Genomic DNA, 15,373 nt, shown 5'->3' on the forward strand with positions numbered 1-15,373 from the left:
CAATTAATATGAAACGTAGACCGCATTTATACTTTCAGGAGGGCTAATCCTTTGCAAACAGTTGAAACAAAATCGCCGACAGTATGGAAAAAAGTCCTGGTTATTTTAATATCACTGCTAGCAGTAGCGGTACTGTCGATCGCTAGTTTTATCGCTATACCCGGAGAAAAAACAATGTTTGCTGGAACCAGACCTGCCAATATCGGAATTCAGTCAGGAAAACTCGCAGCGTGCCCGAGTTCCCCCAACTGCGTCAGCAGCTTCAGTCAAGATGCCGAACACAAAATTGAGACTTTGGTATACACTTCGTCCCAGAGTGAAGCGATGGCAAAGCTCAAAGGGGCGATCGAGTCCTTGAAAAAAACTAAAATTATCACTGCAACTGATAATTACCTCTATGCGGAGTTTACCAGTGCTTTGATGGGGTTTGTTGATGACGTTGAATTTTTGGTAGATGATGAAGCAAAAGTCATCCATGTGCGATCGGCTTCGCGTCTGGGACAGTCGGATTTGGGAGTTAACCGCAGTCGGATAGAAGCTATCAGAACTCAATTCAATCAACTCTGAACTTAAAATTTCTAGCTTTCCTGAAGCCCCTCTCCTACAAGATGAGGGGCTTTAATATTTGTTTATTACTATGTAATGTTGATTTTTCACCACCTAGTTAACAATTATTAACAGTAGGTACAGCGCAAAGGAAAAGGAGTGTCCTGCAAGGGGAGTAGGACACGGCATTGCTGTGTCCCTACGGTTGGCTTTGAGTTTTAATACTTGTTATAAGATTGACGATTGTAGAGTTTTACAATCTTTAAAATAGCTGAGCGCGCTAGCACAGAAGAAGAGATGCCGTAGTATTCCTATAGTATTAAACACCCTAAATTATACACTTCTGACTTTAGGGAGAGGGAACTGAACGAATTAATTTCTACTATTAATTTAAGTAGAGCAAAGAGGAAAAAACACATGGCACTTCAAAAATTAGCAGACTTTTATCCGAATTATCAGGAAGAAATCTTTGCTGGAGACGACATCAAGGGATTTGATGTTTATGCTGGCGACTCTGATGAAAAAGTAGGCACGGTTTATGACGCTTTGGTTGATGACACTGGTCGTTTCCGCTATCTGGTAATTGACACCGGAATTTGGATTTTTGGCAAAAAAGTATTGTTGCCAATCGGCTCGGCTCGCTTCGACTACGGAGCCCATCGGGTCTACGCAACAGGCCTTCGCAACAAAGCTCAAGCAGAACAATTGCCGGCTTACAATGAATTAGAAGCAATAGATTACGATCGCGAAGAACAGGTAAGAGGCGTCTACCGCAATCAAGGAACTGCCGCTGCCCGCACTGCAACTCCTGCTAGCTACGATCGCAGCAGCTACAGCTACGATATGGACCGCCCCCTCTACGAAACGAACGAACAGCAGCACCAAAATCTCAAGCTTTATGAAGAACGCTTGATTGCCAACAAACACCGCGCAAAAACAGGCGAAGTAGCAGTTGGCAAGCGCGTGGAAACTGAAACAGCGCGAGCTTCAGTACCCATTGAAAAAGAACGAGTCGTAATTGATCGAGTAACCCCGGTAGAAGCGGGTCAAGTAGTTTCAGTCGGTGACGCTGACTTCCAATCTGGGGAAGTTGCACGCATGGAAGTCTACGAAGAAACTGCCGACATTCACAAGGAAGCTTTCGTCCGGGAAGAAGTCAACGTCACAAAAGAAGTTGTTCGCAGCACGGTTGAGGGCGAAGAAACCTTGCGTCGTGAAGAATTAGACGTTAAGACTGATGGAACTGCGGTTGTAGATAATAAAAAAAATAAAAAGATCTAAACCAACCGCAACAGCTATTGCATAGGAATTGCGCCTTAATGACATAATTCTGTCACCGCGCAGGTTTGATTGAATTGGTAGCGATCGCGCAATTCCTATGTGAGTGGCGGGGGGGTACAAAACTTGTCTAGTTTTGGCAACGTTGATGCACTTTCCCCGCCTTTACCAATTTCCCCTTACCAATTCATAATAAAAATCCCTAAGCAGGAAAGTTTAAAAAATGAACGGTCAAGCATCAGCAGAAAAAATAGCAACTGCCAAATCAATAACCCGTCTCAACCGGGTACCTGAAAAAGTCAGAACTAAGCTAAAAAGTTTTACCGTCAAAGACAACCAAGGTCACTTGGTCGGCAAAGTTAAAGATGTCTATTTTGATGCTAACGGTCAGTTAAACTTTGTGGTGGCTGGGCTAGGCAGCGAAAATCCCCGCATTTTTTTATTAAGTGTTAAGCTGCTAAAAAAAGTCGATTATCACCAAAAAGCGCTGTTTGTAACTATTAATTCGGATCAAGTCGATATGCTGCCGATAGTTTCGGCAAATGGGGGTCATCCGTATTTAGAAAATGCCTCCGAAGCGCATAGTGAATTTAGCAACAGTGAGTCAACAAATCCCTCAACAGTTATGTCAAATCTAACAGATACCGATCGCACAGATGCAAATTGGGAGACAGATCAGGATGAGGAAAACTTGGATATTGTCGATCAAGAAGTAATTCGCCTGCTAGAAGAACGATTGGTGATCAATCGCAGCAAGCGCAAAGTCGGCGAAGTCATAGTGCGTAAAGAAATTGAAACTCGGATGGTACAAGTACCTATCCAGTGGGAAAAGCTGATTGTTGAACAAGTCGGCGACGATCCGAAGGTGTTGGCAGAAATAGATTTAGGCGAGGGAAACATCACCGGTATAGATTTGACGGAGATTAAGACCGATCGCCAAGAACCGACAGTTAAGGCTGAATTTACCTCTGTCCAGAAAGCTAGCAAGATCTTAAATTCGATCGCCTCTCAACCCCGTCACGGTTGCGTCAAAGTCCGCCTAGAACTCGTTCTCGAAGACAAACAACTTGAGGATACTTACCAAAAATGGATGACGGAACACCACTCAGAGAGTTAAAATATTCGTCCTTTTCGGTGTAGATTTTAGCTATTAGCGAGAAACTTAAATCTAAGAGCGGACTGTGGCGAGCACTTCTGTGGGGAAAGTTTACCGCCCTCTACTAAGATCGTGTTCGGTAAATTAACCGTAATGTTGGTAGGGGCGGGTTCACCAATATCTATAATATAAGCCTGAGATCCGTAAACCCGCCCCGGCCGGGATATTTAAATTTTTAGCGATCGACCTCTCGACAAAATTGTAGCGACTTGCAGTAAAATTGTGGTGGTCAAATTTAAAAGTATTTGAAAATGCCCAGCACAATCTCCGACATTAAAGTAAAAACGATCGCAGGCGAAGACAAGCAGCTAGGAGAGTACGCTGGCCAGGTACTCTTGATAGTTAATGTAGCTTCCAAATGTGGCTATACACCTCAATACAAAGGGCTCGAAGAATTGAGCCAGAAGTACAGCGCGGCTGGACTCCGTGTTTTAGGATTTCCCTGCAACGACTTCGGAGGTCAAGAACCCGGAAGTAATCCAGAAATCGTCAATTTCTGTACTACCAAATACGGCGTCACCTTTGAATTATTTGACAAAGTACGCGCTAAAGGCACTCAGCAGCACCCGCTGTACGCTAAGCTTACGAGTGCAGTCGAGCCCAAGGGTGAGGTTTCCTGGAATTTTGAGAAATTCTTAGTTAGCAAACAGGGTGAAGTGGTTGCCCGATTCCGCAGCAGTGTTGGCCCCGATTCGCCCGAACTGATCGCTGCTATCGATCGAGAATTGGCAAAATAAGCAGTTCGGCAACTAAGCAGTTTACAGAATTCAACCGATTTAACGGATGGATGTTTAGGGAAGAGGGAAGAAATTAATAGGCTTTTTTTCTAATAAGTTGAAAGCTAATTTTTTTCTTCTAATCTTCCCCATTGTGTGCAAGCACTCAACCATGAACACATACCGATGATTGTATTTAATTGGAGAACAGTTTAATTTAATGGAAAATACATCGGGATTAGATTTAGTGGTAGGTTTACTTGCCTTCGCAATTTTGGCAGGTGGTCTGGCTATGCTATTTGTAGGCATGGCATCGTTTCCTAAAGAAAAATAATACTAATCGATATGATGTGCGATCGCACAACCAGAATTAAAGTCTTTGTAGTGAGGACTTCAGTCCTAACCTAATAGAAATCGGAGGGTTCCAGTCTTGACTACCAAGTTAAAATGTTTATTTTACAGCAGACGATCTGAATAAATTAAAGGGCTTTCAATTTTAACATTCGCAATTGACTATCATGCAAACTACGGAAAACAACGTCAAAATTGCCCTCGCGCCGGGGAATTTGCGCCGCGTTCACCATATCGCTTTAAACGTGCGTGACATGAAAGCTTCCCGCCACTTCTACGGTACAATTCTCGGTCTGCACGAACTAACAGGTGCAGAAATTCCCGCAACTTTAACAGAAATGGTAGCCGCTGGTAAAGTCGCTAATTTCGTTACCCCTGACGGCACTGTGATTGACTTATTTTGGCAGCCCGAGTTGGAACCGCCAAACCCAGACCCGGAGAAAGCTTTTACTCGCGCCAATCACTTAGCCTTTGACATCGAGCCGGATTTATTCGATCGCGCTCTGGAAGTGCTACAGTCAAATCAAATTGCGATCGATAGCGGCCCCGTCACTCGCGCTACAGGACGCGGCATTTACTTTTACGATCCTGATGGATTTATCATCGAAATCCGTTGTGATGCAGTTTAAACAGTCGCTATCGGGTTCTTGGTAGTTTGGGTGTACCCTACATTTACTCTTTGGAGCGCGGTGAGCCGTAAACATCCTACCTTTAAAGTTGTTTTATTTTCCGTCTTGGCTAATAGGTTGCTTCGGCCAAGTAAACCGAAAAGTTGCTCCCTCACCTTCAGCAGATTCTAGGGAAATAGTGCCCTCTTGACCTTCAACAATTTTTTTCACCAGCGACAAACCAATCCCAGTATTTTCAACTTTATCGCGAGCTTCCAAGGTCTGAAAAATTACAAAAACTTTATCGTGATATTGAGGAGCAATCCCCGGCCCGTCATCCTCTACAGAAAACTCGTAAAAATCATCTAACTCTTTAACCGATATTGTTACATGACCCGATTCAGCTCGGTTGTGCTTAATTGCGTTACTAATTAAATTAGAAAAAACCTGCTGTAGCGGCAATTTTTCTGTCACAAAAGTTGGCATTCCCGGTTCAACTTTCACCTCAAATCCAGACGGGGGCGCCAACGAATCAATAATTTCTGCTAATAAATTCTCAACTTTTACCATTTCCGAAGGCACTTGAATCCGTCCGACGCGGGAATATTGCAGCAGTCCCTCAATCAAACCTTCCATCCTGTGAACTCTGCCGCGCAGCAGGTTCATTTGGTGCAGAGTATCCTCTGTCATCGACTCGCTGAGGTCTTCTTCTATCCAACTGCTGAGATTTGCGATCGCCCTGAGTGGCGCTTTCAAATCGTGAGAAACTACATAAGCAAACTGGTCTAATTCTTGATTCCGCTTTCTCAAAACATTCGTCGTTTGAGCCAACATCTGCGCCGTCCAAGTCAATTCTTGAGTGTGCAACCGCAGCGATTCCTCAGCTTGTTTGCGTTCCCTAATATCTTCTACCACACCCATCAGAAATTGACTGCCATCTTGTTCTCGCAGCAGCGAAACCGTCAAGTTTGCCCACACCAACTCTCCGTCTTTGCGGATGTAGCGCTTTTCCATACAGTAATTTTCAACTTCTCCTGCTAACAATTGGCGCAAATATTTCAGTTCGCTTTCCAAATCCTCGGGCAAAGTAATCTCCTGAAATCTTTTTTCCACCAATTCTTGGCGGCTGTAGCCCAAAATTTCGCAAAGTTTTTGATTAACTAACAGAAACTTGCCTTCCACAGTCACTTGGGCCATGCCGACGGCCGCCTGCTCAAAAGTAGCGCGAAACCGCTGCGCGCTTTGGGCTAAAGCAATTTCTGATCGCTTGCGATCGCTAATATCATTGCTAATTTCCAAAATAGCCACCGGTTGATCTTGATCGTCGTACTGCAAAGTCCATCGGCTTGCCACCGTTATTTTTGTGCCATCTGCCTTGGTGCGTACCAGTTCCCCTTGCCAATAACCTTTCTCGAAAAACACTTTTTGAATTGCCTCCAAAGGTTGGGCCCATTCTGTTTGTAAAAGCTCGTGAATATTTTTTCCGATTGCTTGCGACTTCCGCCACCCGTAGAGCCACTTCGCCCCCAAATTCCAATAAGAAATCGCCCCGTTCAAGTCTAGTACGGCGATCGTATCGTTCGCCAAATCCAGCATTTGCGCTTGCTTTCGCAGAGTTTCCTCGGCTTGTTTCCGTCCTCTGGCATCGCGGCAAATCGCAATAAACAAGTGTTGATTTGCCAGACGCATTTCGCTGATAGCCAACTCCATCGGAAACTTAGTTCCGTCGTTGCGAACTCCAACTGTTTCTTGCTGGTAAGCCTTCAGCTTAGCATTGGGATTTAACACAAAATATTCGATCGAATAATCCCCCGCGCTGCTGTACGGCTGCGGTAGAGCTATCAGCCGTCGCAGGTTCGAGCCAATTATTCGATCGGCTTTCTCGCCAAAAATCTTTTCTGCTGCCCTATTAAAAGACTCAATATTTCCCTGTGCGTCCAAAGTAATAATACCGTCAGCCGCATTGTCTACCACAGCTTGAATGCGACTTTTACTTTCTTCCAAGCCAGCTTCCCGCTTGCTCAATTCCTTCTCTAAACTATCAAATAAATACCAGGAAACCCCTGCGCCCAAACACCCGAAAAGCAAACCAGCAAATTGCACGAAATTAATGAAATCTATCAACTCCTGTATTTTCCGATCAACAGCTTTCTGGTAGGCTTCGCCGGCATTAGCAAACACATTAATTTTTGCCCGAAGGTTATCCCTCCTCAATTTGCCTTGAGTGAACACCTCAATTATTTCCGGCGACTGCACGCTTGTTGCCGAACTATCGAGCTTATTCAAAGTGTTTTGCAAGAAATTTATATGCTGTTCGGTACTTTTTTCTATAGCTGCAAATCGCTGAGCTTGCTGTTTGTTTTCTTGAACCATAACCTTGAGTTTAGCCAGCAGCGCAGGCAAACTCTTCTTGGCTTCTAAGTAGGGTGATAGAAATTCGCGGCGCTTTGTCAACCCGTAACCCCGAAGGCCCGTTTCCGCATCCACCACGAGGGTTAACAAGCGGTTAGTTTCCTGAAGTATTGCCTTATTAGTATCTGCTCGCTTTCTTATCTGTAGGGTACTATCGCGGAGGCCTGCAATTGCTAGCAGCGAAGCAAACAGAAAAATAATGGGGATAGCAACGATGATTGTTCCCCGCTGGCGAATTGGTCGGTCTGTCCATACAAAGTGGAGGCAGCGATCGAGCAAATACTTCACGGATATTGAAGGAGAAAGTTTGCTGCCAGTATATCGCTTTTTGGCAGTTTAGGCTATGGATAAGTTTGTTTTGTTTGGTTTGACGAGCGCCGGGGACTAACCGTGGAAACTAGATTAGACCCCTGCGATAGCTACCTGCTGACACTAACAGCAGATTTTTGGGCACGGTGTTTAAACGGAGGCACGGAGAAAGAAAGGACTTTTTTCGACACCGAGACAGCAGGCGAAGCAGAAACGATCCTTTCTGCTTTACCTTCGTTTTCGCCTTCGGCTTCTGCTTTTAAACTAGAGTCTGTTTCGCAAGTGTTTGGAACACTTGTAACTACAGTAGTCCACCTGCCTGTAGCCGGATCGCGATAACAAGTAAAAGGGTTTATTTTTAGCGGTTGACTGCAAGGTTTAATCATGTAGATGCACTCCTTTGATTCTGAGAAATTGTGCATTGCTTTCAGCAGCAGTGCTATCTCGCCCGTAGAAGCAGTATGAAGGCAAAAAGCAGAATTGTGTTTCTGCGTCCAGAGACTTTTGAAACTTCCTGATTTCCTGTTAAATTTTCCCTTCTACTGCTTCGCGACCATAGCATTACTTTTACCAAATTGCCTTTCTGGAAGCAACCCCCCACCGCCTTAATTAGGTTGAGGTGGGACTTGTGAATGCAGCGAGGCGCCCGATCGTGCCTGCAGGACAATCTTGGAATAATATAGGTATTCTAGGCTGAAAAAAAATGTTACTGTGTGATCGACAACAGAGGTTGATCGCGATCGGTGTCACAATAAAAAAGGGAATGGGTAATTGGTAATAGGTAATTGGTAATTGGGGAATGGGTAATCTGGGAATTATTCCATCTTTTACCATCCGTTAAATCCGTTAAATCCGGTACACAATTCCTGGCAAAACCCCCACCCGTTAAATCCCTTAAAAACCCTACATTGCTAGTTGCTCAACTTACTTCTAACTAATCTCAACTTTTGTCTTTAAATGAACAGTAAAAGTAGAGCCAACATCCAACTCACTCTCAACAGTGATATCGCCGCCCATCATCTGGCAAAACAAGCGGCTAATGGCCAATCCTAAACCGGTGCCACCGTACTTGCGAGTAGTCGAAGCGTCCCCTTGAATAAAAGGTTGAAACAAACCCTGCTGCTGTTCGGCCGACATTCCAATCCCCGTATCAGATACCTGCAAATAAACCCAATCGCTGTCGCCTGCTGGTTCGCGAGTCGCGCTTAACAGAACGGTTCCACTTTCGGTAAACTTCAGGGCATTCGAGAGCAAATTGAACAGAATTTGCCGGACTTTAGTCAAATCTGCATACATCACTCCCAAATTTTCAGAGCAAGAAACCTGCAATTGATTGTGATTTTTTTCGACCAAAGGGTGCAAAGTTGCAACAACTTCTTCTATTAAATTACTGAGGTCAAATTTTTCTAAATAAAGCTCCATCCGACCGGCTTCTATCTTAGAAAGGTCTAGAATATCGTTTATTAAAGTCAGCAAGTGTTTGCCGGCGTTATAAATTTTTTGGGTATCGGGAATGATCTCTTCGAGTCCCGATTCCCGTGCTTCTTCTTGTAGCATTTCGCTGTAACCGATAATCGCGTTGAGCGGCGTCCGCAGCTCGTGGCTCATATTGGCTAAAAAAGTGCTTTTAGCTCTCGAAGCTGCTTCAGCTTTGTGTAAGGCTTCTTGCAAGGCTATTTCGGCTCTTTTGCGCTCGGCAATTTCGATGCGGAGCAGTTTATTGGCGGCGGTGAGTTGAGCGGTGCGCTGATCGACGGTCATTTCTAGCTGCGCTTTGGCTTTGGAAAGGGCTTCCTGAGCCCGCTGGCGCTCAAATCCTTCGATCGCCAGCGCTACCAAATTTGCCAAAGAATCAGCGAAGGTGCGCTCCTCCAGAGCCCACTGGCGAGGTACGCCCATATGTTCGAGAGAGAGGATGCCCACGATCTGCCCACCGAGCCTAATTGCTACATTTAATATGGATGAATTCGGCTTGCTGACATTTGGCAGCACAGCGGAATGTTCAGCTAGCGAAGATGAGTGGGACAAATTTGTTTGTAGAGAGTTTTGAGTCTTTGTCGTCGGTTCTAAACCATTGTCCGATCGCAAATTTTCGCCCGGTGCGTCGCCTTCAACATCTAAAATTGACAAATTTAAATCGCTTGCCGATATGGACTCCCGGCTCAAATGATTCTCCTGGGTGCGATCGTACACATCGAGACAAACTAATTTGAGGTTGGGGATTTTAAACTTAGAATGATTCACCTCCTCGTGTTGCTCTGGGGCAGCGGTCTCTGTATCGAGTGCCTCTGTTTGGTTGTGGGCGAGCACTCTCTCCGTAAAGTTTAGCTGGGGCTCGCTGGGGTAGCGAGTTCCAAATCTTCCATGGTTGTAAAGCCAGACGCTGACTTTTTCCACATCCAAAGTCCGGGCTGCAGCCTCGGTAATTTCGCGAATTCCCACATTCAGCGCACCGCTGTTGAGAGTCCTCTGGCGACCTAGCTGCAACAAAGCCAAACTCTGGCGGCGGAGCCGCTTTTCGCTCTCTTGGAGGGTTTGTTCTGCTTCCTTGCGCTGGGTGAGGTCGTACAAGGCGCACAATGCCGTCTGCTGGCCGTTAAACATCAGCGACTGAACCGAGATCATCGCCCAGAAAGCGGTGCCGTCTGATTTTTTGCATTGGAGTTCGTAGTTTTGCAGGTATCCCTCTTTAGCAAGTGCCTCAAGTACCTTTGGGCGATCGGCGGGGTTGAAGTAAAAGTCTGGAGTGCTGCAGCCGATCAATTTTTCTAGGGGTATGCTCAGGAGAGAAGCCAATTGAGCGTTCGCATACAGAATTAAGCCGTCACAGAGGCGAGAAACTAATATCGGCACGGGAGTTGCCGCGGCGATCGCCCGAAACTGCTCTTCGCTTGAACGCAGCGCCAACTGAGCTTTGCTCAGTAAGTGAGCTTCCATCGTATCTGAATGTTCGGTGGTAGTCTCCAGCAAAAGTTCTAGGTCAACCTTTTCGCGCTTCAAGTTTTCAAGTTCCGCACTCAGCCGCTGAACGTCGAAAAGTAGCTGTTCTGTCGATGGTTCTTCCTGCATAGCAATAGAAAATTGGTAATTTTTAGTCGGTTCTGAAGTTTTTTAGGGTTTTGTGCTAGTTTAACTATGACTTATTCCGATTAACTTCAGCCACCCTCATCCTGGTTCTCGGACTTAGCCGGGGATTCCTGTTTACCTTTTTCGATACTATTCCAATTCTAAGTGCAAGGAAGGCATCAGCCGCTGCAAGTTTTTCAGGGATTTTATCTGCCAGGGGATCTGTTTAGAACCTTTGATGGCGATTTGAATATTTTTTTGCTGGCGCACTTTGATCACAAATTTTGAGACAATATTAATTCCAGAACTATTTAAAAATTCTAGCTTTCGCAAGTCTAGAGTCACCGTGTTTGGGCAGGAGTCAGCCACTTCGTTGAGCAGATCGACGATCGGTGCGTATTCTTCCACCTGGCTGAGTCGGAATGATCCGCTACAGGTGACTGTTTGCGTAGTGCGATCGTACTGGATCGTGTAATCTTTGGTCTGAATCTCCATACTTTTGTCAGTTGCCGGTTTTGAGTGGTAAAGGGGCTGTTGCTGCGTGAGCGAGGATTGAGCTTCAGGCTAGCACGATCAAAATTCAGCCGTTTGCCGAATGCCCAATGCCTTTGCGTGTGTAACTTTTATTACATATACTGCCAACTGTACCATTGCCCCAGGGCAGTTATGAGTTATTTTAGGATTTAGCGGTTGTGATACCAGTTGGCAAAAAGAATGCAACTGTTGATTAGCTCTCAACCCTGGTAGCCATAAGTCATTGCCTATCTAACATCTCAAATCTCAAATCTCAAATTGTATGAGTTGTGGGGGTTAAGGAGACCAACTTTTGCTGAAGTTCCGAGCTATCAATTCGATTTTCTTTCTCAATTTGGTATTGACAAAATCCCCAAAATGTGAGAAATATTTCACATCTGACACAGAAGTGAAGGGGAGAATATTTAATGGCAATTTCAGGAATTACAGAAAAACTTTTGGCGGCTAAAAAAGCTAAGGGAATTAGTTTTGCAGATTTGGAAAAAGTTTTGGGACGCGACGAAGTTTGGATTGCGGCGGTTATTTACCGTCAAGCAACCGCATCTGAAGATGAAGCCGAAAAAATTGTCTCGGCTTTGGGACTAGATAGCGAGACGGGTGCGGTTCTCTGTGAACCTCCGTTAAAAGGTTCTTTGGAGGACTCGGTTCCGGTTGACCCGCTGATTTATCGTTTCTATGAAATTATGCAGGTTTACGGGATGCCACTCAAAGCGGTGATTCACGAAAAATTTGGTGACGGGATTATGAGCGCGATCGACTTTACTTTGGATGTCGAGAAAGAAGCAGACCCAAAAGGCGATCGAGTGAAAATAATTATGTCTGGAAAATTTTTGGAATACAAAAAATGGTAAGCCCGGGTCACTTTATTTTCAAGTGAAAATGAAAAATTTAAATTTGCTCGAATGACTCATGACTAATGACTAAAGCCTCAAAAGTGTTAACTTAGAAATAGAGATCGCGAAGCTTGACTGGCTTGGGTGTCCGATCGGGAAACCCTTCTAGGGCAAAGCTAAGGTCACTCCTGCGGCAACTTCCCCAGTCGAAACAAGCAACCGCAACCGTAAATTAAGAGGCAAATATGTCAAAATATGACTCTCATCTCAGATGCTCCTTTTGCGGCAAGTCGCAAGAGTACGTCCGCAAGTTAATAGCTGGGCCCGGCGTATACATTTGCGATGAATGCGTGGAACTGTGCAATGAAATTTTAGAGGAGGAGTTTTTTGACTCCAGTAAAACAATTGGTCAACAGATTCCCCAATCAGAGGTGCGAGAGTCTCAGGGACAAGGAACGCGGCGTCCGGGTCGATCGAATAAATCGAAAATTGTTTTAGCTCAAATTCCGAAACCAACAGAAATTAAGCAGCATTTAGACAACCACGTCATCGGCCAGCATTCAGCAAAAAAAGTCCTTTCTGTAGCAGTTTATAACCACTACAAGCGCTTGAGCGTTGACCAAGCTAAAGATAGCGACAAGTCTTCCCCTGACAGCGATGTAGAACTGCAAAAATCCAACATCCTGCTAGTCGGGCCCACAGGTTGTGGCAAAACTTTGTTAGCGCAAAGTTTGGCGCAAATGCTCGAAGTCCCTTTTGCGGTAGCCGATGCGACGACACTGACAGAAGCTGGATATGTCGGCGACGATGTAGAAAATATCTTACTGCGGCTGTTGCAAATGTCCGATTTTGATGTTGAAGCGGCGCAGCGGGGCATTATTTATATTGATGAAATTGACAAGATTGCTCGCAAAAGCGAAAACACTTCGATCACCAGGGATGTATCGGGAGAAGGAGTGCAGCAAGCGCTGCTAAAAATGTTGGAAGGAACAGTGGTTAACGTGCCCCCGCAAGGCGGCCGCAAACATCCTTACCAAGATTTTATTCAAGTTGACACTAGCAAAATTCTATTTATTTGCGGCGGTGCTTTTGTCGGTTTGGAAAAAATAGTTGAACAGCGTTTGGGTAAAAAATCCTTGGGCTTTATTCAGCCCACAGAAAGCGACAGCAATTCAACTTTGCCGGCGAAGGATAAGCGGGCCGCTGATATTTTGCAGCAGGTACAGCCGGACGATTTAGTTAAGTTTGGTTTGATTCCTGAGTTTGTGGGGCGGATTCCGGTGGTGACGGTGATTTCGCCGCTGGATGAAGCAGCTTTGATGCAGATATTGACTGAGCCCCGGAATGCGCTGGTGAAGCAGTATCAAAAGCTGTTGAAGATGGACAGCGTGGAATTGGAATTCCAGCCGGAAGCGCTACGGGCGATCGCCCAGGAGGCCTATCGTCGCAAAACTGGCGCCAGAGCTCTCCGCAGCATTTTAGAAGAGTTAATGCTCGATGTCATGTACGAGTTGCCTTCTCGTAAGGATGTGGCTAATTGTATGATTACTCCTGAAATGGTCGAGAAGCGATCGACTGCTGAATTGCTGTGGCATCCCGCATGGCACAAACAGCACGAAACTGCATAATTGGTAGGGTGGGTACTGCCCACCCGCTGCCCACCCTACAAACAATTATCATAACTAAAGTAGCCATGACAGCTAAAAAATTGCCACCCTATTTAGCTAATAGAAGCGAAATTTCCAGACTTCCTGCATCCAGTTTCCTGGTGCGAACTTTGATTTATAGCAGCGTTTTGTTTAGCCTACTAGCTGCTTACGATTTTGATTTAAGCGGTTTATTCGTAAATATAAGCTATAGTAGATTTTCAAAACCAGAACCAGGTCTTGCTGCTGTCAATAAATATCAGCAAGCATACTATGCAGAGAATGAGAAATTTAACGATTCTCCTGAACTATTTAAAAACATTGGGAAAACTGAAAATAAATATAATTACAAACTTGTGTCATCAATGGGCCCCGTGCAAAGCTTCCTCAACCAGCTCGAACTAGCCAAATTTGAGAGTACAATTGCGATCGCCGAACCTAAAAATACTGACGACAAAAGTTACATAGGAGTAGTATTTGCATTCAAAGAAGATACTAGGGAGTATGCGACTACAATTGCTGGCATCTGTGAAACTGTTCGCGGTATTTCATTACCTTCTACTCTGCCAACTTTTTACAACAATCAAATTATGTGTCCAGCAGGTACAACTCTCATCTCAAGGTAATACCTTTAAACTCTTCTGCACGATTCTTTGACCCTCTAAATAAAATTCAAACTTCCAATCCCCCGGTTCGTCACCATCCTTAAATTTGTACCAGCACCAAGTATTCAATCTATCCTCTGATGTGTTTAAAATAGATTGACCCTGGGCCACCAATTTTCCTTCAGAGTCGAGTACCTTACAAACACTTTCATATTCTCCTCTTGGCAAGCGAACCAAATTTACACTAAAATAAACTTGCTTTCGATTTTTCAGGGAAATAATATCTGTCGATTGACTAGATTCTGGCGTCGATTGATTAGATTGTATCTGTGTTGTCAGCGCCACGTGAGTACGGGGATTTAATATCTGTTGACGTGCTACTCTCTCAGGTTTAACGAATTTCTGAGGTTCAACAGGTTTCATGAAAAATGAGGAAATAATTGCCGCACTTGCTGTCAGGAACCCGACTCGGATAAGTACAAATCTTGACTTTTTATTTTGGCGAAGTACATCCAGCGGAATTAAGGCATTGAGGGCGACATCAGCGTCGGCGTAGCGGTGTTTAAAATTAGGTTCTACCATTTTTTGCAGCCAGTCAAGAAATTCGGGAGTTAGCTGCGGGAAACGACTTTTAAAATTAATGCGCCCGGTATCATCCATCAAGCTGCCAACTTCGGTAGAATTTATCTTGAGTAGCAAGCAAATCAGGGTGGCACCCAGACTATATAAATCCGATGCAACTGTTAGCTGACGGTTGAACATTTGTTCTGGCGGCATAAAGCCTAGCGTGCCTTTGACAACGCTGCTGGCGGCAACTTCTCCACCTCCGATTCTCGCAAATCCAAAATCGACAAGACTGACATTCATCCGGTCATTTACTAAGATATTTTCTGGTTTTAGATCTCTGTGGATGACTGGTGGAACGCGGTTTTGCAGGTATTTAAGTATTTCTAAAACAGAGATAGCAATTTGCTTGATTTGTTCTGGATTCCAGTGCGCCGGATTTGCCAAGGAAGGGGCATTTTTGTATTCTTGCACCATGCAGAAACCCGACGCGGTTTGGAAAGAATCTAAATAGCGGGGAATGCTGGGATGGTCGAGTTCTCGCAAAATCTGAATTTCTTTTTCGTAAGCTTGATATTCCGACCAATGGGCACCGGTGCGGGCAAATTGAAATTGTTTGACAACCACGGAACGTTTTGTATTAATTTCGGTAGCGAGGTAGGTAACGCGACCCCCTGCGCGATTGTGTCCGAGTTCGCGAGTTATTTGATAGCCGTAGTTGGAAAAATCCGGGTATGTGTTCATCAGAT

General features: G+C 44.9%; 13 protein-coding genes. 9 read left to right on the plus strand and 4 right to left on the minus strand.

Translation table 11 applies throughout. The annotated features are described in order from the left end of the window. Positions 1 to 51 precede the first annotated feature (51 nt). From QUB37_RS09815 to QUB37_RS09835, 5 genes are all read left to right on the plus strand, one after another. Positions 52 to 567 carry a DUF1499 domain-containing protein gene (locus QUB37_RS09815; protein WP_333161377.1) on the plus strand — a complete coding sequence of 172 codons (516 nt, stop codon included), beginning with the start codon at positions 52 to 54 and terminating at the stop codon, positions 565 to 567. A 396-nt stretch (positions 568 to 963) separates the two neighbouring features. Next, positions 964 to 1,827: a DUF2382 domain-containing protein gene (locus QUB37_RS09820; protein WP_333161379.1), complete on the plus strand. Its 864-nt coding sequence runs from the start codon at positions 964 to 966 to the stop codon at positions 1,825 to 1,827. 220 nt (positions 1,828 to 2,047) lie between these two features. Further along, complete coding sequence (locus QUB37_RS09825) at positions 2,048 to 2,941, plus strand: DUF2382 domain-containing protein (RefSeq protein ID WP_333161381.1); 894 nt, start codon at positions 2,048 to 2,050, stop codon at positions 2,939 to 2,941. 290 nt (positions 2,942 to 3,231) lie between these two features. Continuing rightward, the gene (locus QUB37_RS09830; protein WP_333161383.1) at positions 3,232 to 3,717 is read left to right on the plus strand and encodes a glutathione peroxidase; all 486 of its coding nucleotides are present in this window, start codon (positions 3,232 to 3,234) and stop codon (positions 3,715 to 3,717) included. Positions 3,718 to 4,214: 497 nt separating this feature from the next. Next, on the plus strand, positions 4,215 to 4,676 hold the full coding sequence (locus QUB37_RS09835; protein WP_333161385.1) for a VOC family protein: 462 nt from the start codon (positions 4,215 to 4,217) through the stop codon (positions 4,674 to 4,676). A gap of 93 nt (positions 4,677 to 4,769) precedes the next feature. On the opposite strand, the gene QUB37_RS09840 is transcribed toward QUB37_RS09835, so the two are convergent. Beyond that, a complete protein-coding gene (locus tag QUB37_RS09840) occupies positions 4,770 to 7,355 on the minus strand; it encodes a PAS domain S-box protein (protein WP_333161388.1) in 2,586 nt (861 codons plus the stop codon). 102 nt (positions 7,356 to 7,457) lie between these two features. Here QUB37_RS09840 and QUB37_RS09845 point away from each other — a divergent pair, with 102 nt between their 5' ends. Then, the gene (locus tag QUB37_RS09845) at positions 7,458 to 7,715 is read left to right on the plus strand and encodes a hypothetical protein (protein ID WP_333161390.1); all 258 of its coding nucleotides are present in this window, start codon (positions 7,458 to 7,460) and stop codon (positions 7,713 to 7,715) included. A 591-nt stretch (positions 7,716 to 8,306) separates the two neighbouring features. Here QUB37_RS09845 and QUB37_RS09850 read toward each other — a convergent pair. Further along, on the minus strand, positions 8,307 to 10,445 hold the full coding sequence (locus QUB37_RS09850; protein WP_333161391.1) for an ATP-binding protein: 2,139 nt from the start codon (positions 10,443 to 10,445) through the stop codon (positions 8,307 to 8,309). A 147-nt stretch (positions 10,446 to 10,592) separates the two neighbouring features. After that, the gene (locus tag QUB37_RS09855; RefSeq protein WP_333161394.1) at positions 10,593 to 10,937 is read right to left on the minus strand and encodes a slr1659 superfamily regulator; all 345 of its coding nucleotides are present in this window, start codon (positions 10,935 to 10,937) and stop codon (positions 10,593 to 10,595) included. 446 nt (positions 10,938 to 11,383) lie between these two features. Between QUB37_RS09855 and cynS the strand changes: the two genes are divergently transcribed. From cynS to QUB37_RS09870, 3 genes are all read left to right on the plus strand, one after another. After that, positions 11,384 to 11,827 (plus strand): cyanase, encoded by a 444-nt coding sequence (gene cynS, locus QUB37_RS09860; protein WP_333161395.1) that lies wholly within the window; start codon positions 11,384 to 11,386, stop codon positions 11,825 to 11,827. 227 nt (positions 11,828 to 12,054) lie between these two features. Further along, entirely contained in the window at positions 12,055 to 13,437 is a 1,383-nt protein-coding gene (clpX, locus tag QUB37_RS09865; protein ID WP_333105768.1) for an ATP-dependent protease ATP-binding subunit ClpX, read from the plus strand. Further along, positions 13,410 to 14,081, plus strand: coding sequence for a type IV pilin-like G/H family protein (locus tag QUB37_RS09870; protein WP_333161397.1), 672 nt, complete (start codon positions 13,410 to 13,412; stop codon positions 14,079 to 14,081). The genes clpX and QUB37_RS09870 overlap by 28 nt, the downstream gene beginning before the upstream one ends. Here QUB37_RS09870 and QUB37_RS09875 read toward each other — a convergent pair. Next, complete coding sequence (locus QUB37_RS09875; protein WP_333161399.1) at positions 14,073 to 15,368, minus strand: serine/threonine-protein kinase; 1,296 nt, start codon at positions 15,366 to 15,368, stop codon at positions 14,073 to 14,075. The genes QUB37_RS09870 and QUB37_RS09875 overlap by 9 nt on opposite strands. Between the last annotated feature and the right edge of the window lie 5 nt (positions 15,369 to 15,373).

Source organism: Microcoleus sp. AT3-A2 (genome assembly GCF_036705685.1).
Classification (GTDB): Bacteria; Cyanobacteriota; Cyanobacteriia; order Cyanobacteriales; family Microcoleaceae; genus Microcoleus.